The sequence below is a fragment of the Streptomyces sp. NPDC003247 genome, assembly GCF_042888135.1.
Classification (GTDB): Bacteria; Actinomycetota; Actinomycetes; order Streptomycetales; family Streptomycetaceae; genus Streptomyces.
On record NZ_JBIAPF010000015.1, the window covers coordinates 19,691 to 40,806 of the forward strand.

The following is a 21,116-nucleotide window of genomic DNA, read 5'->3' on the forward strand; positions in this document are numbered from 1 at the left end:
AGGCCGAACGCCGTACCGTCCGTTTGTCCCCGTCCGGCCGGGGATACACGGTCGGGGCAGCGCGTGCGCCCAGGAAGGTTGCTCATGGACCCCGTCGATCTGCCCCTGCCTGTCGTCCGCCGCCCCTCGGCGCCCGGTGACGAGGTGGACGTCCACGCGCTCGAACGGGATCTGCGGTCCCGCGTCGACGGCGAGGTCCGCTTCGACACCGGGACGTGCGCGGCGTACTCGACGGACGGCTCCAACTACCGGCAGGTCCCCCTCGGCGTGGTCCTCCCGCGGACGGTGGAGGCGGCCGTGGAGGCGGTGGCCGTGTGCCGGGAGCACGGCGCGCCGCTGCTCTCCCGCGGCGGCGGCACCAGCCTGGCCGGGGAGTGCTGCAACACCGCGGTGGTCATCGACTGGAGCAAGTACTGCAACCGGCTGCTGTCCGTGGACCCGGCGAACCGGCGCTGCGTGGTCGAGCCGGGCATCGTCCTGGACGACCTGAACCGGCAGTTGGCCGGGTACGGCCTCCAGTACGGCCCGCGGCCGTCCACCCACGCGAACTGCACCGTCGGCGGGATGATCGGCAACAACTCGTGCGGGTCGACCGCCCAGGCGTACGGCAAGGTCGTCGACAACCTGCACCGTCTGGAGGTGCTCACCTACGACGGTGTGCGGATGTGGGTGGGCCGGACCGGCGACGGCGAACGGGAACGGCTGACCGGCGGCGAGGGGCGGGAGGCTGAGCTGTACCGGGGACTGGTGGCCCTGCGGGACCGGTACGCCGGACTGGTGCGCGAGCGCTTTCCCGACATTCCGCGGCGGGTGTCCGGCTACAATCTCGACTCGCTGCTGCCCGAGCACGGTTTCGACGTCGCCGGGCTTCTGACCGGTTCCGAATCCACGCTGGTGACCGTCCTGCGCGCGGAGCTGGAACTGGTGCCCGTGCCGGAGCACACCGCCCTGGTCGTGCTGGGATACGAGGACATCTGCAAGGCGGCCGACCACGTGCCGGCTGTCCTGGAGCACGAGCCGGCGGCCCTGGAGGGCGTGGATCACCAGCTGATCCACTTCCAGCAGGAGAAGCACCTCAACCCGGAGGCGCTGAAGGACCTGCCCGGCGGCCGGGCCTACCTGATGGTGCAGTTCACCTCGGACACGCGGGAGGGTGTCGAGGCCAAGGCCCGGGCGCTGATCGACGCCAAGCCGGACGACGTCGACCACACGTGGTACGACGACGAGCAGCACGTGCACGAACTGTGGCTGGTCCGTGAGTCCGGCCTGGGAGCCACCGCGCACGTGCCCGGCAAGCCCGACACATGGGAGGGCTGGGAGGACTCGGCGGTCCCGGTCGACCGTCTCGGCGACTACCTGCGTGACCTCGAGCGACTGTACGAGGAGTTCGGCTACGGACACCCGTCCGTGTACGGCCACTTCGGCCACGGCTGCGTGCACACCCGTATCCCCTTCGACCTGGAGTCGGAAGACGGCGTCGGCCGGATGCGCGCCTTCGTGGAGAAGGCCGCCGACCTGGTCGTGTCCTACGGCGGATCGCTGTCCGGCGAACACGGGGACGGCCAGTCCCGGGGCGAGCTGCTGGTGAAGATGTTCGGCGCGGAACTGATCGAGGGGTTCGAACGGCTGAAGGGGCTGTTCGACCCGGGGCACCGCATGAACCCCGGGAAGATCGTCCTGCCGTACCGTCTGGACGAGAATCTGCGCCTGGGCGCGGACTACCTGCCCTGGGAGCCGGAGACCGTCTTCGCCTTCCCGCACGACGACGGCAAGTTCAGCCGGGCCGCCGCCCGTTGCGTCGGCGTCGGCAAGTGCCGCTCCTCCGAGGGCGGTGTGATGTGCCCCAGCTACCGGGCCACCCGCGAGGAGGAGCATTCCACCCGGGGCCGGGCCCGCCTGCTGTTCGAGATGGTCCGCAACGACTCGCCGATCCCCGACGGCTGGCGTTCCCGCGCGGTGCACGACGCGCTCGACCTCTGCCTCGCCTGCAAGGGCTGCAAGACCGACTGTCCGGTCGACGTCGACATGGCCACCTACAAGGCCGAGTTCCTGCACCACCACTACAAGGGCCGGCCGCGGCCCCTCGCGCACTACTCGATGGGCTGGCTGCCGGCGGTGGCCCGGGTCGTCGCCCGCGCCCCCAGGACCGTCAACGCACTGACGGCGGTGCCCTGGGTGGCCCGCGCGGCCAAGGCGCTCGGCGGCGTGGCCCCCGAGCGGGACGTGCCCGTCTTCGCCGAGCAGCGGTTCACCGACTGGTGGCGCGAGCGCGGCGGACCGCGCGGCGACGGCCGGCGGGGCGAGGTCGTGGTCTGGCCCGACACCTTCACCGACCACTTCCACCCCGCCGTCGGCCGGGCCGCCGTCGAGGTCCTCGAAGCGGCGGGCTTCCACGTCAAGGTGCCCGACGCCGCGGTGTGCTGCGGACTGACCTGGATCTCCACCGGGCAACTCAACGTCGCCAAGCGGGTGTTGGGCCACACCCTCGACGTGCTGCGCGCGGACCTGCGCCGGGGCACGCCCGTGGTGGGACTGGAACCCAGCTGCACCGCCGTCTTCCGCTCCGACGCGGCCGAACTGCTGCCGGAGGACCCCGACGTGGGGCGCCTGCGGGGACAGACCCGCACCCTCGCCGAACTGCTCGTCGAGCGCGCCGGCGACTGGCGGCCCCCGGCCGTCGACGCGCGCGCGGTGGTGCAGCGGCACTGCCACCAGTACGCCGTCATGGGCTTCGACGCGGAGCGCGAGCTGCTGGAGCGGGCCGGAGTGGACGCCGACGTGCTGGACGCGGGCTGCTGCGGACTGGCCGGCAACTTCGGCTTCGAGAAGGGCCATTACGAGATCTCCATGGCCTGCGCCGAGGCCGGGCTGCTGCCCGCCGTGCGCGCGGCGGACGACGCGACACTGGTCCTCGCCGACGGCTTCAGCTGCCGTACCCAGGTCGAGCAGGCCGGTACCGGACGCACCCCGCTGCACCTGGCGGAGGTCCTGGCGGCCGCCCTCCACGGACGGGACGCCGACCCCGAACGCCCGTCCGCCCCGGGACCGCGGGCCCTGCTGCCCCTGGGCGTCCTCGGACTGGCCGGCACGGCGGCAGCCGTCCTGACAGGGCTGCGCCGCCTGCGCCGCCACTCCCGGCCCGCACGGCGGCGGTGACGTGGCCACTCCCGGCCCGCACGGCGGCGGTGACGTGGCGGCAGGGGGCGGCAGGGGACTCGGGGCCCGGGTCCCGGGGCACAGGAACGCAGGGCCCCCGGAGCTCCACGGAGGCCCCCGGAGGTCCCGGGGCCTCCGGGGGACGGCGGCGGCTTCCGGCTCACGGGCGGATCAGGCGGCTCACGGGCGGATCAGGCGGAGGCGGACAGCCGCTCCACGACCGGGCCGTCGCGCACCGCCGCGGACGCTGCCGCCCGGTTCACGTGTGTTCGGCGCCGCTGTCGTGCCGTCCCGCGCCGGGGCGGTCGGCCCGGTGCCGGCTGCCCGGCAGCATCTCCTGCACCTTGGCCTTGAAGCCCTGCTTGATCATGGAGCCGCGGTCGCTGTCGCCGTGCAGGATCGCGGAGGCGGCCGCCTCGATCTGGTCCAGGGAGGCGTGCGGCGGGATCGGCGGGACGGCCGGGTCGGTGCGGAAGTCGATGACGAAGGGCCGGTCCGCGGCGAGCGCCCGGTCCCAGGCGGCCTCCACGTGCTTGGGCTTCTCCACCCGCACGCCGTCCAGGCCGATCCGCTGCGCGATCTCCGCGTACGGCAGGTCCGGGATGGCCTGCGACTCCTCGAACTGCGGGGCGCCGGACATGGCCCGCATCTCCCAGGTGACCTGGTTGAGGTCGCCGTTGTTCAGCACCGCCACGATCAGTCGCGGATCGGACCACTCACGCCAGTACTTGGCGGCGGTGACCAGCTCCATCATGCCGTTCATCTGCATGGCGCCGTCGCCGACGAGGGCGATCGCCGGCCGGTCGGGGTGGGCGAACTTCGCGCCGATCGCGTACGGCACCCCCGGCCCCATCGTCGCCAGCGTGCCCGACAGCGAGCCCCGCATCCGGCCGCGCAGCCGCAGGTGGCGGGCGTACCAGTTGGCGGCGGAACCGGAGTCGGCGGCGATGACGGCGTCGTCGGGCAGCCTGCCGTCCAGGGCGTGCACCACGTACTCGGGGTTGACGGGGTCGGCGTCCACGGCGGCGCGCCGCTGCATCACCTCCCACCAGCGGGCGACGTTCTTCTCGATCTTCTCCCGCCAGGCGCGGTCCTCCTTGCGGTGCAGGCGGGGCAGCAGCCGTTGCAGCGTCTCGCGGGCGTCGCCGACGAGGTTCACCTCGAACGGGTAGCGCAGGCCGATCATGTGCGGGTCGATGTCGATCTGCACCGCGCGCGCCTGGTCCAGTTCCGGCATGAACTGCGTGTACGGAAAGCTGGAGCCGATCATCAGCAGGGTGTCGCACTCCCGCATCAGCTCGTAGGAGGGGCGGGTGCCGAGCAGACCGATGGAACCGGTCACGTAGGGAAGGTCGTCGGGCAGGACGTCCTTGCCCAGCAGGGCCTTCGCCACGCCGGCGCCGAGGACGTCCGCCAGCCGTTCGACCTCGGCGCGCGCACCCCGCGCGCCCTGCCCGATCAGCACGGCGACCTTCTCACCCGCGTTCAGCACGTCGGCGGCCCGCTGGACGTCCTCGTCGGCCGGTACGGGCGCGTACCGCCCCAGTCCGAGACTGGAGGGCACCATCTTGAAGGCGTGGGTGGGCGGGCTGTAGTCGAGTTCCTGCACGTCGGCGGGGAGGATGACCGCGGTGACGGTGCGCTTGGCGTACGCGGTGCGCAGCGCCCGGTCGATGAGGTTCGGCAGTTGCTCGGGCACCATCGCCGTCTCGCAGAACTCCGAGGCGACGTCCTTGAACAGGTTCTGGAGGTCCACTTCCTGCTGGTACGAGCCGCCCATGGCGCTGCGGTTGGTCTGACCGACCAGCGCCACGACCGGCACGTGGTCGAGCTTGGCGTCGTACAGGCCGTTCAGCAGGTGGATCGCGCCCGGCCCGGACGTGGCCGCGCACACACCGACCCTGCCGGAGAACTTGGCGTACCCCACGGCCTGGAAGGCGGCCATCTCCTCGTGCCGCGCCTGCACGAACTTCGGCTTGTTCCCGGCGCGTCCCCACGCCGCCAGCAGACCGTTGATGCCGTCGCCGGCGTAGGCGAAGACATGCTCCACGTCCCACTCGCGCAACCGCTGGAGGATGTAGTCGGACACCTTCGTGCTGGCCATGGGCACTCCGTTCCCGCTGCCGCGTGCTGCCTCTTCGTCTCGGTCCGTCCGTCCGGGCTGATCCCAGGCGCCCGCCCGACGCGCCACCGCACGGGTAACCGCGCGGGTCGGGGGAAAACGCGATGGCCGAGCCGCCACCCCCGCGGACCGCCACCCTCCGACGTCCCCCGACTCGCCCTCCGGTGTCTCCCGACCCCGCCCTCCGACGTCTCCCGACCCCGCCCTCCGACGTCTCCCGACTCGCCCTCCCCGGCCTTTTCGCGCGGGCTCGTGCGCGGCCTCGCTCCGGCGGCGCCCGCGCCGACCGGCCCGCGGCCCGATCCGAACGGGTGCGGTTGCGGGACTCCGCCATACGGCGCATCCTCAGGCAGCGGGGGAGACGCCGGGCACCCTCGTCAGCGGGTGTCCGGCCCGGAGCGTGTCCGCCCCCGCCCGGGCGGCGCGTGGCGGGAACGGAGGGTCGGCGATGGCGTCGGTGGGTGTCGAGGAGGAGTACCTGCTGGTCGACCCGGTCACAGGCCGGCTGATGCCGCACGCGGAGAAGGTCCGGGTCGCGGCCGGGCTGGAGCCGTTCGTCGCCGCGCGGGAGATCCAGCCGGAGCTGTTGCAGGCGCAGATCGAGGTGGCCACGCCGGTGTGCCACGCCCTGGACGAGGTCGGCGGGCACCTGCTGCGTCTGCGGCACGCCGTGGCCGGCTCCGCGGAGACGCACGGCTGCCGGATCATCGCCAGCGGCACCCCGCTGTTCCGGGAGGACAGCCCCGTCCCGGTCACCGGCAAGACCCGCTACCGGATCATGCAGCGGCAGGCGCCGCAACTGGTCGCGGAGCAGATGGTCGACGGCATGCACGTGCACATCGCCGTGCCCGGCCGGCAGGCGGGCGTGGAGGTGCTCAACCGCATCCGGGGATGGCTCCCGACGCTGACCGCCATGGCGGCGAACTCCCCGCTGTGGGACGGACGCGACACGGGCTTCGCCAGCTGGCGCACCGTCGTCTTCGGCCGCTGGCCGGTCAGCGGCGTCCCGCCGCGCTTCGCCGACGAGAGGGACTACGACGCGCGGATACGGCGGCTGCTGTCCACCGGCGTCATCGCGGACGCCGGGCAGGTGTACTGGCAGGCCCGGCTGTCCGAGCGCTACCCCACGGTCGAGGTGCGCTGCATGGACGTACAACTGCGCGCCGACGAGGCCGTGATGTTCGCCGGTCTGCTGCGCGCGCTGGTCGACACCGCCGTGGTCGAGGCGTGGGAGGGGCGTCCCGTGGCCGACCAGCATCCCGAGCTGGCGCAGGGGGCGATGTGGCAGGCGGCCCGCCACGGACTGAGCGGCGAGCTGATCGACCCCGCCGGCCGGCGCCGCCCGGCGGGCGACGTGGTGTCCGGGCTGCTGGAGCACGTCGGTCCCGCGCTGGACGCGGCCGGTGACACCCGCGGGGTCACCGCCCTCGTGCACCGCCTCCTGCGGCAGGGCACCGGCGCGGAGCGCCAGCGCCGGGCCCTGACCCAGGGCGGCCTCGACGCCGTGCTCGCCCTGGTGGTGGAGGCCAGCGGCACACCGTGACGAACGGCCCTCCACCGGCAGGGCATCGACACCGCCGCCGGCAACGCATCGGCACCCCCACCGGCAGGGCATCGACACCCCCGCCAGCAACGCATCGGCACCCCACCGGCAGGGCATCGGCACCCCCACCGACGGGGCATCGGCACCCCCACCGGCAGGGCATCGACACCCCCGCCAGCAACGCATCGGCACCCCCCCCACCCCGAGGGCATCGACGCCCACCCCACCGGCAGAGCATCGACCTGTAACGACCTCCACCCCACCGGCAGGACGTCGACCTCGACACGCCCCCAGGAACACGACGACCCCGCCGCGACCGGCCGTCCGCAGGACGGCCGGATGCTCTGCTGCATCACTCTGGCGCCCCGGTACACCGTGAGCTACCTTCGGTAACCGCTACCGCCGGTAACCCCTTTCTCCCGGGCACCTCCCAGGTTCCCCCGAGGTCCCTGAGAGCTGCACCGCGCGCACCCTCCGCCCCGTCGCCCCGTTCCGGAAGGCAGGTCATGGAGAACAGACAAGAGCCCGCAGCGCATCCCGGCCCCGCCGCCGCGTCCTCCGCGGGGATCACCCGCCGCCACGCCCTCACCGCCGCGGGCGGGGTGCTCGCCGGCGCCGCGCTCGCCCAGGCGGCGGGCCCCGCCTTCGCCGCCACCGCCGCGTCGGCCGACGCCGACGCCATCGTCGTGGGCCACGGGCTTGCCGGACTGGTCGCCACGGCCGAACTGGCCGCGGCCGGACGGAAGGTGCTGCTCCTCGACCAGGAGCCGGAGACCAACCTGGGCGGGCAGGCGTTCTGGTCCTTCGGCGGGCTGTTCTTCGTGGACTCCGCGGAGCAGCGGCTGATGGGCATCAAGGACTCCAAGGACCTGGCCTGGCAGGACTGGCTCGGCACGGCCGGCTTCGACCGCGGCGTCGACGACCCCGCCGGCCAGGACCACTGGGCCTACCGGTGGGCCGAGGCGTACGTCGACTTCGCCTCGGGGGAGAAGCGGTCCTGGCTGGCCGGACTCGGCGTGCAGTGGTTCCCGGTCGTCGGCTGGGCCGAGCGCGGCGGCGGTCTCGCGGACGGGCACGGCAACTCCGTGCCGCGCTTCCACGTCACCTGGGGGACCGGACCGGCGGTGGTCGAGCCGTTCGAGAAGAAGGTGCGGGCCGCGGTCGCGGACGGCACGGTGGGCTTCCGGTTCCGGCACCGGGTCGACGGCATCGTGACGACCGGGGGCGCCGTCACCGGCGTGCACGGCGCCGTCCTGGAGCCCAGCGGCGCGGCGCGCGGCGAATCCAGCTCCCGCACCGTGGTCGGAGAGTTCGAACTGAGCGCCCCCGTGGTGATCGTCACCTCCGGAGGCATCGGCGCCGACCACGACCTGATCCGGCAGAACTGGCCCGCCCGGCTCGGCACCCCGCCCCGCTCCATGATCACGGGCGTGCCCGCCCACGTGGACGGCCGCATGCTGGGCATCACCGGGAAGGCGGGCGGCCGGATCGTCAACCCCGACCGGATGTGGCACTACACCGAGGGCCTGCGCAACTACGCCCCGATCTGGCCGGGCCACGGCATCCGCATCCTGCCCGGACCGTCCTCGATGTGGTTCGACGCGACGGGCAAGCGCTTCAACAGCCCCGACATCCCCGGCTACGACACCCTCCACACCCTCAAGTCGATCACCGACACCGGATACGACTACTCCTGGTTCGTCACCACCCAGAAGATCATCGCGAAGGAGTTCGCGCTCTCCGGCTCCGAGCAGAACCCCGACCTCACCGAGAAGAACGTCTGGAAGCTCCTCTCCCGCATCTGGCAGACCCCCGAGCCGATCGAGCGGTTCAAGGAGCAGGGCGAGGACTTCGTCGTCGCCACGACCCTGCCCGACCTGGTCGCCGGGATGAACGAACTGACCGGGACCGACCTGATCGACCTCGACGGGCTGAAGCGGCAGATCGAGGCCCGGGACCGCGAGATCGACAACCCGTACACCAAGGACGTCCAGGTGATGGGCATCCGCAACGCCCTCGCCTACCCGGGGGACTCCCTCAGCCGTACGGCCTCCGCCCACCGCATCCTCGACCCGGACGCCGGCCCGCTGATCGCCGTACGCCTCAACATCCTCACCCGCAAGACCCTCGGCGGCCTCCAGACCGACCTCTCCGGACGGGTCCTGAACGCCTCCGGCGACCCGATCGCCGGACTGTACGCGGCCGGTGAGGTCGCCGGCTTCGGCGGCGGCGGGGTGCACGGCTACCGCTCCCTGGAAGGCACCTTCCTCGGCGGCTGCCTCTTCTCCGGCCGGGCGGCGGGCCGCGCGGCGGCGGCCGCGACCGCCACCTGACCCGCCCGGCGGCCCTCACCCCGACGCGGGCCGGTCGCTCCCCCGGAAAGCGGCCAGAATGCGCTCGGCGGCCACCGTGGCCGTCACCTCGCCGTCCCTGACCTGCCGTTCCAGGACGGGGGCGGCCGCGCGCACCGCGGGGTCGGCGTGCAGCCGGCCGAGCAGTTCGTCGCGGACCATCGCCCAGGTCCAGCCGACCTGCTGGTCCCGGCGCTTGGCGGTGAGGCGGCCGGTCGAGTCGAGCAGCGAGCGATGCTGTTCGAGCCGTTCCCAGACGGTGTCCAGCCCGGCCGCGTCCCGGGCGCTGCAACTGAGCACCGGCGGGGTCCAGAACGCGTCCCCGCCGTGCATCAGCCGCAGCGCGCCCGCCAGTTCCCGCGCCGCCGCCCGGGCGTCGCGCTCGTGCGGGCCGTCCGCCTTGTTGACGGCGATCACGTCGGCCAGCTCCAGGACGCCCTTCTTGATGCCCTGGAGCTGGTCGCCGGTGCGGGCCAGCGTGAGCAGCAGGAAGGAGTCGACCATGTCGGCGACCGCGGTCTCGGACTGGCCGACGCCGACGGTCTCCACGAGGATCACGTCGTAGCCCGCCGCCTCCATGACCACCATCGACTCACGGGTGGCCTTGGCGACCCCGCCCAGGGTGCCCGCGCTGGGGGAGGGGCGCACGAAGGCGGCCGGGTCCACCGCCAGCCGCTCCATCCGGGTCTTGTCGCCCAGGATCGAGCCCCCGGTGCGGGTGGAGGACGGGTCCACGGCGAGCACCGCCACCCGGTGCCCGAGCGAGGTCAGCAGGGTGCCGAACGCGTCGATGAACGTCGACTTGCCCACCCCGGGCACCCCGCTCACCCCGATCCGCCGCGCCCGCCCGCCGTGCGGGAGCAGCTCGGTGAGCAACTCCTGCGCCAGCGCCCGGTGCTGGGGCCGGGTGGACTCGACGAGGGTGATGGCGCGGGCCACCAGGGCCCGTTTCCCGGCGAGCACACCCTTCACATAGGTGTCGAGATCGATCGCTGCCATCGGCGCTACTGGCCGTGCCCGAGCTCGCCGGACAGCCGCTCGACCAGGTCGTACGCCGCGTCCGGGATCACCGTGCCGGGCGGGAACACGGCCGTCGCGCCCATCTCCAGCAGCGTCGGCACGTCCTGCGGCGGGATCACCCCGCCCACGACGATCATGATGTCCTCGCGTCCCTCCCCGGCGAGCTCCTCCCGCAACGCCGGCACGAGCGTGAGGTGCCCGGCGGCCAGCGACGAGACCCCGACGATGTGCACGTCCGCCTCGACCGCCTGGCGGGCCACCTCGGCCGGGGTCTGGAACAGCGGGCCGACGTCGACGTCGAAGCCGAGGTCGGCGAAGGCCGTGGCGATCACCTTCTGGCCGCGGTCGTGGCCGTCCTGGCCCATCTTGGCGACCAGGATGCGCGGGCGGCGGCCCTCCGCCTCCTCGAAGCTCCTCACCAGCGCGCGGGTGCGGTCCACGGAAGGGGACTCGCCTGCTTCGTTGCGGTACACGCCGGAGATGGTACGGATCCGGCTCGCGTGCCGCCCGTACACCTTCTCCAGGGCGTCGGAGATCTCCCCGACGGTCGCCTTGGCGCGGGCCGCGCGCACCGCCAGCTCCAGCAGGTTGCCGTCGCCGCCCGCGGCCCGCGTCAGCGCCTCCAGCGCGTCCCGGCAGGCCCCCTCGTCGCGCTCCTCGCGCAGCCGGCGCAGCTTGTCGATCTGCCGGCCGCGCACCGCGGAGTTGTCGACCTTGAGCACCTCGATCTGCTCGTCGCTCTCCACCCGGTACTTGTTCACCCCGACCACCGGCTGGCGCCCCGAGTCGATCCGGGCCTGGGTGCGCGCGGCGGCCTCCTCCACCCGCAGCTTGGGGATGCCGGCGTCGATGGCCTGCGCCATGCCGCCCGCCTGCTCCACCTCCTGGATGTGCTGCCAGGCGCGGCGGGCGAGGTCGTACGTCAGCCTCTCGACGTACGCGCTGCCGCCCCACGGGTCGATGGCCCGCGTCGTGCCGGACTCCTGCTGGAGCAGCAGCTGGGTGTTGCGGGCGATGCGCGCCGAGAAGTCGGTGGGCAGCGCCAGCGCCTCGTCGAGGGCGTTGGTGTGCAGCGACTGGGTGTGGCCCTGGGTCGCCGCCATCGCCTCCACGCACGTCCGGGTGACGTTGTTGAACACGTCCTGGGCGGTCAGTGACCAGCCGGAGGTCTGCGAATGGGTGCGCAGCGACAGCGACTTGGCGTTCTGCGGGTCGAACTGCCGGACCAGCTTGGCCCACAGCAGGCGCGCCGCGCGCAACTTGGCGATCTCCATGAAGAAGTTCATGCCGATCGCCCAGAAGAAGGAGAGCCGCGGCGCGAACGCGTCCACGTCCAGGCCCGCCTCCCGCCCCGCCCGGATGTACTCCACGCCGTCGGCCAGCGTGTACGCCAGCTCCAGGTCGGCCGTCGCGCCCGCCTCCTGGATGTGGTAGCCGGAGATGGAGATGGAGTTGTAGCGGGGCATCCGCTGCGAGGTGAAGGCGAAGATGTCGGAGATGATCCGCATCGACGGCTTCGGCGGGTAGATGTAGGTGTTGCGGACCATGAACTCCTTGAGGATGTCGTTCTGGATGGTCCCGGCCAGCTTCTCCGGCGGCACGCCCTGCTCCTCCGCCGCCACGATGTACAGCGCGAGCACCGGCAGCACGGCGCCGTTCATCGTCATCGACACCGTCATCCGGTCCAGCGGGATGCCGTCGAAGAGCTGCCGCATGTCGAGGATCGAGTCGATCGCCACGCCCGCCATGCCGACGTCACCGGTCACCCGCGGGTGGTCGCTGTCGTACCCCCGGTGCGTGGGCAGGTCGAAGGCGACCGACAGGCCCTTCTGCCCGGCCGCCAGGTTGCGCCGGTAGAACGCGTTGGACTCCTCCGCCGTGGAGAAGCCCGCGTACTGGCGGATCGTCCAGGGCTGGTTGACGTACATCGTCGGGTACGGGCCGCGCAGGTACGGGGCGATGCCCGGATAGGTGCCGAGGAAGTCCAGGCCCTCCAGGTCCTGCCCGGTGTACAGCGGCTTGACCGCGATGCCCTCCGGGGTCTCGAAGCGCAGGTCCGTCCCGTCGGTCGCCTTCTTGACGGCGGTGCGCCACTCGTCGGGCCCGGCGTCGGCGGCCGGGGTCCCCAGCTCGATCCCGGAGAAGTCGGGGATGCCGGAAGGGCCGGAGGAGACGGACATCAGGACACTCCCATGCGGTCGAGCGTGGCGGCGAGCACGGTGACGGCGTCACAGCCCGCGAAGACGTAGGTGTCGACTCCCTCGTACGGTCCGGGACGGCCCGCGAGGAACACGTGCGCGGCGCCCGCCGCCCGCAGCTCCCGGGCGGCTGCCTCGGCCTGCTCCTCGTACAGCGCGTCGCTGGAGCACAGACAGACCTCGCCGGCCCCGCTGTGCTCGAATCCGCCCTCGGTGACGGGCTCGATGCCGCCCGCCTGGAACAGGTTCGCGGCGAAGGAGAGCCGCGCGGTGTGCGCGGAGGCCGGGCCGAGGGCCGCCAGGTACACGCGCGGACGGGCGCCGGTGGCGGCCAGGTGGGCGTCGGAACGGGCGCGCAGCGCCTCGAACGCCTCGTCGCGCCGGACCCGCGGCAGACCGCCGGACGGCGGCTCGGGCGCGGGCTCGCGCACCAGCGGCTTCTCGGCCAGGTTCGGGAACTCGCTGACGCCGGTCACCGGTTCCCGGCGCTTGGCGAGCTTCGCGGCGCGCACCGCCCACGTCTCGGCGAGGCGTTCCCGCACCAGCCCGGAGCGCAGGGCGGCGGCCTGACCGCCGGCCCGCTCCAGGGTGCGGAAGAACTCCCAGCCCGCCCGGGCCAGTTCGTCGGTGAGCCGCTCCACGTACCAGGAGCCGCCCGCCGGGTCGATCACCCGGGAGAGGTGGGACTCCTCGATGAGGATCGTGGAGGTGTTGCGGGCGACGCGCCGCGCGAACGCGTCCGGCAGACCGAGCGCGTGGTCGAACGGCAGCACGGTGACGGCGTCCGCGCCACCCGCACCCGCCGCCAGGGTGGCGATGGTCGTGCGCAGCATGTTCACCCACGGGTCCCGGCGGGTCATCATCACCGGCGAGGTCACCGCGTGCTGGAGCTGGGCACCCGCCCGCGGCGCCCCGCACACCTCGGCGACGCGCGCCCACAGCCGGCGCGCGGCCCGCAGCTTGGCGATGGTCAGGAACTGGTCGGCGCCGGCCGCGTACCGGAACTCCAGCTGCCCGCAGGCCTGTTCGACGCTCAGCCCCGCCCCGGTCAGCTCGCGCAGATAGGCCACGCCGGTCGCCAGCGAGCAGCCCAGCTCCTGCGCGGCCGAACCGCCGGCCTCGTGGTACGGCAGCGCGTCCACGGTCAGCGCCCGCAGCCGCGGGTACCGCTCGGCGCACTCCCGCGCGAGCGCGGCCACGGCCGGGACGTCGTACGGCCGTCCGGTGCGCGCCTCGTGCCCCAGCGGGTCGGCGCCCAGGCTGCCGCGCACCGCGTCCGCGTCGACCCCCCGCTCCTCGTACAGCCGCCACAACTCCCGTGCGGCCGGGCCGGTCTCCGCGCCCGCGTCCAGGACGACGGGCGCCAGGTCGAGGTGGACGTCGTCGAGCACCCGGCCGAGCGCCGGCACCGGGATGCCGCCCTCGCCGAGGACCAGCCACAGGGAGGTGACGCCGTTCTCCAGGTCGGTCAGGACCGCGCCGCCGTCCACCGCCGTGTGCCGCTGGCGCACGTCCCAGCCGCCGACGGTGTTGCCCTCCGCCCGTCCGCCGCGCACGAATGGCGCGAAGCCGGGCAGCCCCGGGTCGGGCGCGGTGTCCCGCGCGGTGTACAGGGGCCGGACACCGAGCCCGTCCTCCAGCACGCCGGCCAGGGCGTCCTCGGCCGCGTCGCCCGTGACGTCCCGGCCAGACCTGCGCAGGACCCCCGTCACCAGCTGCTGCCACTGTTCATGCGTCGCGTCGGGGAACTCGCCGGCCAGCGCGAGCCCGTCGTCAGGCAGGACCGTCATGCCCGGATGCTAGGGCAGATCGGTCAACGAGCAGCAGAGGGCGCGGCTGTGACCTTCTTCTCCCCGGCGGAGTGACGCGTACCGCTTCACCGTACGGGCCCGCCGCGCCGTCATCGGGGCGGCGGCGCGCGCGGGCGCCCGCCGCGCGGACGGACCGGGGGCTTCCGGACGGCCCCGCCCGGCTCGCCGGACCCGTGGCCAGGACCGATGATCGGAGCAGGAAGCCGGGTGCGGGCACCCCCCGGACCGACGACGGGAGGCGACGATGGCCACCTCGGACCTGGGCGCCGGGCACCGCGACGAACGGCTCGGCCACCCGGGCGGCACCGCCGCGTCCCGCCCCGCCGGGGAGCCCCTCGTCCCGCCGGTGAACTCGCACAACGAGTGGGACCCGCTGGAGGAGATCGTCGTCGGGCGGCTCGACGGCGCGACGATCCCCTCCCGGCACCCGGTCGTCGCCTGCAACATCCCGCCCTGGGCGGCACGGGCGCAGGGGCTCGCCGCGGGCCTGCGGTACCCGCGCGTCCTGGTGGAACGGGCGCGGCACGAGCTGGACGGGTTCATCGCCCTGCTGCGGTCCCTCGGCGTCACGGTCCGGCGCCCCGACGCGGTCGACCACCGGCAGCGCTTCGGTACCCCCGACTGGTCGTCCCGCGGCTTCTGCAACACCTGCCCGCGCGACAGCCTGCTGGTCGTCGGCGACGAGATCATCGAGACGCCGATGGCCTGGCCGTGCCGGTACTTCGAGACCCACTCCTACCGCGCGCTCCTCAAGGACTACTTCCGGCGCGGCGCACGCTGGACGGCCGCCCCCAGACCGCAGCTGACCGACGACCTCTTCGACGCGGACTTCCGCGTCCCCGGGCCCGGCGAGCCGATGCGCTACGTCCTCACCGAGTTCGAGCCGGTGTTCGACGCGGCGGACTTCGTGCGCGCCGGACGCGATCTGTTCGTCACCCGGAGCAACGTCACCAACCGCATGGGCATCGACTGGCTGCGCCGGCACCTCGGACCCGGCTACCGCGTCCACGAGATCCACAGCCGCTGCCGCACGCCCATGCACATCGACACCACCTTCCTCCCGCTGGCGCCGGGCAAGGTGCTGGTCAACCCCGAGTACATCGACGTCGACCACCTCCCCGAGGTCCTGCGGTCGTGGGAGGTCCTGGTCGCGCCCGACCCCGAACCGATCGCCGACCCGCTGCTCAGGGTCACCTCGATGTGCGGCCGATGGCTCAACATGAACGTCCTCATGATCGACGAGAAGCGGGTGATCGCCGAGCGGCACCACACCGGCATGCTGCGCGCGCTCGAAGGGTGGGGCTTCGAGCCGATCCCGTGCGACCTGCTGCACTACGCGCCGTTCGGCGGCTCGTTCCACTGCGCGACGCTCGACATCCGGCGCCGCGGCACCCTGGAGTCCTACGTCGACTGAACCGGCCCCCGGCCGGCAGCGGTGTAGCGGACTGGCACTGACCGGGCCCCCGGCTTGCCGTGGCGCCGCGAACCGGCACCGACCGGGCCTCCGGCCTGCCGTGGCGTCGCGAACCGGCAGTGACCGGGCCCCCGGCCCGCGGTGGCGTCGGGAACCGGCACTGACCGGGCCTCCGGCCTGCCATGGCGCCGTGAACCGGCAGTGACCGGGCCCCGGCCGACGGAGGTGTAGCGAACCGGCGCTGACCGGGCCCCCGGCCCGCGGTGGCGTCGGGAACCGCGCACTCAGTAGGCTCCGTACCATGCGGATCTCCGTCTCCTCCGACATGGACGAACCCGTGGCCCGCGCCCTCGTCGCCGCCCTGGTCGCCCGCGGGCACGACGTCGTGACGCACGGCGCGCTGCACCCCGGCGCCGACCCCCGGTGGGCGGTCTGCTCGGCCGCCGCGGCCCGCGACGTCGCCGACGGAACCTCGGAGCAGGCCGTGGTCTGCTGCTGGACCGGCACCGGCGCCTCGATCGCCGCGAACAAGGTGCCCGGTGTCCGCGCGGCCCTGTGCACCGACGCCTACACCGCCGACGGCGCCCGCCGCTGGAACGACGCCAACGTCCTCGCGCTCAGCCTGCGCCTCACCTCCGAGCCGCTGCTCGAGGAGATCCTCGACGCCTGGTTCACGGGCCGGCCCGCCGAGGACGCCGAGGACCGGGCGAACGTGGCCCACGTCGACCGGCTCGACCGGACCCGGACCGGCTCCTGAGGGGGAACCCGTCCACCGCGTTGCTCCGGATGGGCCGACCGGCCCTGGCGGGTACCCGGCGGCCGGGAGAGGGTGGGAAGGCACGGACCGGAACCCACTCCCGCCACGCACCCCGATCCGGAAGGGACACCCAGATGTCCGTCGACACCCGGCAGGCGTCCGCCCCCCTCACCGACGACGAGCTGAGGACCCTGGACGCCCACTGGCGCGCAGCGAACTACCTGTCCGTCGGCCAGATCTACCTCATGGCCAACCCCCTGCTCACCGAACCGCTGCGCCCGGAGCACGTCAAACCGCGGCTGCTCGGCCACTGGGGCACCTCGCCCGGCCTCAACCTCGTGCACACCCACCTCAACCGGGTCATCCGCACCCGGGACCTGGACGCCCTGTGCGTCTGGGGCCCCGGCCACGGCGGACCCGCGGTGGTCGCCAACTCCTGGCTGGACGGCTCGTACACCGAGACCTACCCCGACGTCACCCGCGACGCGGCCGGCATGGCCCGGCTGTTCCGGCAGTTCTCCTTCCCCGGCGGCATCCCCAGCCACGTCGCCCCGGAGACACCCGGCTCGATCCACGAGGGCGGCGAACTCGGCTACGCGCTCTCGCACGCCTACGGCGCCGCCTTCGACAACCCCGGCCTGCTCGTCGCCTGCGTGATCGGCGACGGCGAGGCGGAGACGGGACCCCTCGCCGCCTCCTGGCACTCCAACAAGTTCCTCGACCCCGTCCACGACGGCGCCGTCCTGCCGATCCTCCACCTCAACGGCTACAAGATCGACAATCCGACCGTGCTCGCCCGCGTCCCGGAGCCGGAACTCGACGACCTGCTGCGCGGCTACGGCCACGACCCCGTCCACGTCACCGGGGACGACCCGGCCGCCGTCCACCGGGCGCTGGCCGAGGCACTCGACACCGCCCTCGACCGCATCGCCGCGATCCAGCGCGCCGCCCGCGAGGACGGCCACACCGCCCGCCCCCGCTGGCCGGTGATCGTGCTGCGCACCCCCAAGGGCTGGACCGGCCCCGCGCAGGTCGACGGGCTGCCCGTGGAGGGCACCTGGCGCTCCCACCAGGTGCCGCTGGCCGGCGTCCGCGAGCACCCCGAGCACCTGCGGCACCTGGAGCGGTGGCTGCGGTCGTACCGCCCGCAGGAGCTGTTCGACGAGCACGGCGCGCCCCGGCCGGAGGTACTGGCCTGTGTCCCGGAAGGCTCCCGCCGGCTCGGCGCCACCCCGCACGCCAACGGCGGACTGCTGCTGCGCGCCCTGCCCCTGCCCGCCCTGGAGACGTACGCCGTGCCCGTCGACAAACCCGGCGCGACCCGGCACGAACCCACCCGTGTCCTGGGCGAGCTGCTCCGGGACGTGATGCGGGCGACCGAGGACCGGCGCGACTTCCGGCTCGTCGGCCCCGACGAGACCTCCTCCAACCGCCTCCAGGCCGTCTACGCCGCCACCGGCAAGGCCTGGCAGGGGCAGACCCTCCAGGTCGACGAACGCCTCGACCGGCACGGCCGGGTCATGGAGATCCTCTCCGAACACACCTGCCAGGGCTGGCTGGAGGGCTACCTCCTCACCGGCAGGCACGGCTTCTTCTCCTGCTACGAGGCGTTCGTGCACATCGTCGACTCGATGGTCAACCAGCACGTCAAGTGGCTGCGCGTCACCCGCCGACTGCCCTGGCGCGCCCCCGTCGCCTCCCTCAACTACCTCCTCACCTCGCACGTGTGGCGCCAGGACCACAACGGCTTCTCCCACCAGGACCCCGGCTTCATCGACCACGTCCTCAACAAGAGCCAGGAAGTCGTCCGGGTCTACCTGCCGCCGGACACCAACACCCTGCTGTCCGTGGCCGACCACGTGCTGCGCAGCCACGACTACGTCAACGTCGTCGTGGCCGGGAAACAGCCCTGCTTCGACTGGCTCACCCCGGACCAGGCCCGCGTCCACTGCGCGCGCGGCGCCGGCGTCTGGGAGTGGGCCGGCACGGAGGACGGCACCCGCGAGCCCGACGTCGTCCTCGCCTGCGCCGGTGACGTGCCGACCCAGGAGGTGCTGGCCGCCGCCCAGCTGCTCCGCCGCCACCTGCCCGAGCTGGCGGTGCGCGTGGTCAACGTGGTCGACATCGCGCGGCTGATGCCGCGCGAGGACCACCCGCACGGGCTGACCGACTTCGAGTACGACGGCCTGTTCACCACCGACCGGCCCGTCGTCTTCGCCTACCACGGCTACCCCTGGCTGATCCACCGCCTCGCCTACCGCCGCACCGGACACCGGAACCTGCACGTCCGCGGCTACCGGGAGATCGGGACCACCACCACCCCCTTCGACATGGTCGTCCGCAACGACCTCGACCGCTACCGCCTGGTCATGGACGTGATCGACCGCGTCCCCGGCCTCGCGGTGCGCGCCGCCGGCCTGCGCCAGCGCATGGACGACGCCCGGCTGCGCCACCACGACTGGATCCGCGTCCACGGCACCGACCTGCCCGAGGTCGCCGACTGGACCTGGGACGGCTGACCGGCCGCCCCCGAGCCACCCGGACCGGGGCACACGGACGGAGCGGACCGCGCAGCCGTGCCCGGCGTCACCACGTCAGCGTGAACCACGTCGTCTTGCCCCCGTCGGTCGGCCGTACGCCCCAGCTGTCGGCGAGGGCACCGACCAGGACCAGTCCGCGCCCGGACTCCTCGTCCTGCGCGGCCGGGCGCGGCTCGGGCAGGCGCGGGCTGCGGTCGCCGACCTCGACCGTGAGGGCGGTGGCCGTGCGGTGCAGGCGCAGGGAGATGGGCCCCTCGGCGTGCTGCACGGCGTTGGTCAGGGTCTCCGACAGCAGCAGGAGGGCGTCGTCGGCGCGGTCCGCGCAGTTCCACGAGGTCAGCGCCTTGTGCAGGACGGCACGGCCCTCCCGCACGGAGGCCGGGTCGGCCCGCAGTTCGGCGGTGACGGCCGCGAGCGGGGCGACGGGCAGCTGCGCGAGCAGCAGGGTGACGTCGTCGTTGTGGCTGTCGGGGTCCGGCAGCAGCCCCGCCAGCAGCTGGTCCGCCGCGGCCTCCAGACAGGGCGTGCCGGCGAACAGGTCCGTCAGGAGGGCGGTGAGTTCACCGAGCCGCACCTCGATGTCGCTGCCCGGCGTCTCGATCAGACCGTCCGTGTACAGCACCAGGGTGGAGCCCGGCGGTATCTCCGCGTGGGACTGCTCGTACGACACGCCGCCCACGCCGAGGGGCGCGTTGACCGGGCCGTCGAGCGCGCGCACGCCGCCGGGCCCGGCGACCAGGACCGGCAGATGGCCCGCCGAGCAGAGGGTCACCGTGCCCGTGTCGGGGGCGATCACCAGGTAGCAGCAGGTGACGAGCTGGTCGGGCACGTCGAGGTCGGCGACGCAGGTGTCGAGTGCCCGCATCAGCTGCCGCGGCTGCATCCCGGTCTTGGCCAGGGCGTGCGCGGCCGAGCGCAACTGGCCCATCACGGCGGCCGCTTCGAGGCCGCGGCCCATCACGTCACCGATCAGCACGCCCACCCGGTCGCCGCCCAGCGGGATCAGGTCGAACCAGTCGCCGCCCACGCCGGCGCCCTGGGTGGCGGGCCGGTAGCGGCTGGCGGTGGCCAGGCCGGGCAGTGCGGGCGGGGTGCCCATCAGGCTGCGCTGGAGGGTGAGCGCGATGTGCCGCTGCTGCTCGTACAGGGCGGTCAGTTCCGCCTCCGCGCGCTTGCGGTCGCTGATGTCCCGCACGATCGCGCACGCCCCGACGACCGTGCCGAGGGTGTCCCGCGTCGGCCACAGCGTGACGTCCACGTCCAGCAGCGTCCCGGCGCGGGTGACCCGCAGCGCCTCGAAGTGCTCCACCTTCCGGCCCCGCCGCAGCCGTTTCAGCAGCGCCCTGACCTCGCCGCGCAGCTCCGGCGGGGCGAGCAGGGAGACGTGCCGGCCGATGGCCTCCTCGGCGGTGTGGCCGTACAGGCGCTGAGCGGCGGCGTTCCAGTAGGTGATGTGCCCGTCGAGGGTGTGGGCGAGGATCGCGTCCTGCGAGGACTCCACGAGCGCGGCCAGCTCGTTGATGCGGGCCTCGGCCGCCTTGCGGTCGCTGACGTCCCGGACGGCCGCCGACACCAGCATGCCGTCCGCGGTCTCCAGCGGGCTCAGGCTGATCTCGACCGGGAACTCCGTGCCGTCCTTGCGCAGCCCGTGCAGCGCGAGCCCGGCGCCCATGGGACGCACCTGCCGGTTGGCCGCGTAACCGCCGCGGTGGGCGGTGTGGTGGCCGCGGAAACGGTGCGGCATCAGCAACTCGACCGGACGGCCGAGCAGTTCCTCGCGGCCGTAGCCGAACAGCGCCTCCGTCTGGGCGTTGACGAGTCTGATGACGCCCGTGTCGTCGACGATGACCATCGCGTCCGGTGCCGCCTCCAGCAGCCCCCGGAACCGTTCCTCGGCCCCGCCCTCCCGCAGCGGGACGCGGCAGCCGCACCGTTGTCGTTCCGCCGGCTCCACCTGCACCAAGTCGGCCATCGTCCACCTCACTTCGCGCGATGCCTGGAGTCATCACACCGCCTTCACACTCCCTCCGCTTCGCGATGTCGTTTACTGACCGTTCCCGCTCGAAGTCGACGGAGTTCTGCCGACGCCGCATCGGGCGGAGCGGCGTCGGCACACCGGAGCCGGACCGTTCCGCCCTCCGGCTCCGGGACACGGAAGCGGGGCCGGAGTCCTGAGGACTCCGGCCCCGCGACGGGACGACAGC

At 73.5% G+C, this 21,116-nt stretch carries 11 protein-coding genes; 6 read left to right on the top strand and 5 right to left on the bottom strand.

Translation table 11 applies throughout. The features are described 5' to 3' along the window. Nucleotides 1-84: 84 nt before the first annotated feature. Complete coding sequence (locus tag ACFYWQ_RS36530; protein WP_389522767.1) at nucleotides 85-3,156, top strand: FAD-binding and (Fe-S)-binding domain-containing protein; 3,072 nt, start codon at nucleotides 85-87, stop codon at nucleotides 3,154-3,156. A 259-nt stretch (nucleotides 3,157-3,415) separates the two neighbouring features. Here the strand turns inward: ACFYWQ_RS36530 and ACFYWQ_RS36535 are convergent, their stop codons facing one another. Then, complete coding sequence (locus ACFYWQ_RS36535) at nucleotides 3,416-5,260, bottom strand: thiamine pyrophosphate-requiring protein (protein WP_389522768.1); 1,845 nt, start codon at nucleotides 5,258-5,260, stop codon at nucleotides 3,416-3,418. A gap of 466 nt (nucleotides 5,261-5,726) precedes the next feature. On the opposite strand from ACFYWQ_RS36535, the gene ACFYWQ_RS36540 reads away from it, so the two are divergent. After that, a complete protein-coding gene (locus ACFYWQ_RS36540; RefSeq protein ID WP_389522770.1) occupies nucleotides 5,727-6,821 on the top strand; it encodes a glutamate--cysteine ligase in 1,095 nt (364 codons plus the stop codon). 506 nt (nucleotides 6,822-7,327) lie between these two features. After that, nucleotides 7,328-9,154, top strand: a complete 1,827-nt coding sequence (locus ACFYWQ_RS36545; protein WP_389522772.1) for an FAD-binding dehydrogenase — start codon at nucleotides 7,328-7,330, stop codon at nucleotides 9,152-9,154. Between the two features lie 15 nt (nucleotides 9,155-9,169). Here the strand turns inward: ACFYWQ_RS36545 and meaB are convergent, their stop codons facing one another. Genes meaB through ACFYWQ_RS36560 form a run of 3 tightly spaced genes read right to left on the bottom strand, consistent with a single transcriptional unit; the run spans nucleotide 9,170 to nucleotide 14,180 of the window. Continuing rightward, nucleotides 9,170-10,171 (bottom strand): methylmalonyl Co-A mutase-associated GTPase MeaB, encoded by a 1,002-nt coding sequence (meaB, locus tag ACFYWQ_RS36550; protein ID WP_389522773.1) that lies wholly within the window; start codon nucleotides 10,169-10,171, stop codon nucleotides 9,170-9,172. A 5-nt stretch (nucleotides 10,172-10,176) separates the two neighbouring features. Next, a complete protein-coding gene (scpA, locus tag ACFYWQ_RS36555; RefSeq protein ID WP_389522775.1) occupies nucleotides 10,177-12,372 on the bottom strand; it encodes a methylmalonyl-CoA mutase in 2,196 nt (731 codons plus the stop codon). Further along, nucleotides 12,372-14,180 (bottom strand): methylmalonyl-CoA mutase family protein, encoded by a 1,809-nt coding sequence (locus tag ACFYWQ_RS36560; RefSeq protein WP_389522777.1) that lies wholly within the window; start codon nucleotides 14,178-14,180, stop codon nucleotides 12,372-12,374. The genes scpA and ACFYWQ_RS36560 overlap by 1 nt, the downstream gene beginning before the upstream one ends. 265 nt (nucleotides 14,181-14,445) lie before the next feature. Between ACFYWQ_RS36560 and ACFYWQ_RS36565 the strand changes: the two genes are divergently transcribed. The 3 genes from ACFYWQ_RS36565 to ACFYWQ_RS36575 all read left to right on the top strand — a co-directional run bounded on the left by ACFYWQ_RS36565 (nucleotide 14,446) and on the right by ACFYWQ_RS36575 (nucleotide 18,891). Next, the gene (locus tag ACFYWQ_RS36565; protein ID WP_389522779.1) at nucleotides 14,446-15,615 is read left to right on the top strand and encodes an amidinotransferase; all 1,170 of its coding nucleotides are present in this window, start codon (nucleotides 14,446-14,448) and stop codon (nucleotides 15,613-15,615) included. Between the two features lie 301 nt (nucleotides 15,616-15,916). Then, nucleotides 15,917-16,372: an RpiB/LacA/LacB family sugar-phosphate isomerase gene (locus tag ACFYWQ_RS36570; protein WP_389522781.1), complete on the top strand. Its 456-nt coding sequence runs from the start codon at nucleotides 15,917-15,919 to the stop codon at nucleotides 16,370-16,372. A 134-nt stretch (nucleotides 16,373-16,506) separates the two neighbouring features. Continuing rightward, complete coding sequence (locus tag ACFYWQ_RS36575) at nucleotides 16,507-18,891, top strand: phosphoketolase (protein ID WP_389522783.1); 2,385 nt, start codon at nucleotides 16,507-16,509, stop codon at nucleotides 18,889-18,891. 67 nt (nucleotides 18,892-18,958) lie between these two features. On the opposite strand, the gene ACFYWQ_RS36580 is transcribed toward ACFYWQ_RS36575, so the two are convergent. Then, nucleotides 18,959-20,884: a PAS domain S-box protein gene (locus ACFYWQ_RS36580; protein WP_389522785.1), complete on the bottom strand. Its 1,926-nt coding sequence runs from the start codon at nucleotides 20,882-20,884 to the stop codon at nucleotides 18,959-18,961. Nucleotides 20,885-21,116: the final 232 nt, after the last annotated feature.

What these genes read in the sequence shown, in the direction of transcription:
- ACFYWQ_RS36530 (WP_389522767.1), top strand. Translation starts at nt 85, where the DNA reads ATGGACCCCGTCGATCTGCCCCTGCCTGTCGTCCGCCGCCCCTCGGCG.
- ACFYWQ_RS36535 (WP_389522768.1), bottom strand. Translation starts at nt 5,260, where the DNA reads ATGGCCAGCACGAAGGTGTCCGACTACATCCTCCAGCGGTTGCGCGAG.
- ACFYWQ_RS36540 (WP_389522770.1), top strand. Translation starts at nt 5,727, where the DNA reads ATGGCGTCGGTGGGTGTCGAGGAGGAGTACCTGCTGGTCGACCCGGTC.
- ACFYWQ_RS36545 (WP_389522772.1), top strand. Translation starts at nt 7,328, where the DNA reads ATGGAGAACAGACAAGAGCCCGCAGCGCATCCCGGCCCCGCCGCCGCG.
- meaB (WP_389522773.1), bottom strand. Translation starts at nt 10,171, where the DNA reads ATGGCAGCGATCGATCTCGACACCTATGTGAAGGGTGTGCTCGCCGGG.
- scpA (WP_389522775.1), bottom strand. Translation starts at nt 12,372, where the DNA reads ATGTCCGTCTCCTCCGGCCCTTCCGGCATCCCCGACTTCTCCGGGATC.
- ACFYWQ_RS36560 (WP_389522777.1), bottom strand. Translation starts at nt 14,180, where the DNA reads ATGACGGTCCTGCCTGACGACGGGCTCGCGCTGGCCGGCGAGTTCCCC.
- ACFYWQ_RS36565 (WP_389522779.1), top strand. Translation starts at nt 14,446, where the DNA reads ATGGCCACCTCGGACCTGGGCGCCGGGCACCGCGACGAACGGCTCGGC.
- ACFYWQ_RS36570 (WP_389522781.1), top strand. Translation starts at nt 15,917, where the DNA reads ATGCGGATCTCCGTCTCCTCCGACATGGACGAACCCGTGGCCCGCGCC.
- ACFYWQ_RS36575 (WP_389522783.1), top strand. Translation starts at nt 16,507, where the DNA reads ATGTCCGTCGACACCCGGCAGGCGTCCGCCCCCCTCACCGACGACGAG.
- ACFYWQ_RS36580 (WP_389522785.1), bottom strand. Translation starts at nt 20,884, where the DNA reads ATGGCCGACTTGGTGCAGGTGGAGCCGGCGGAACGACAACGGTGCGGC.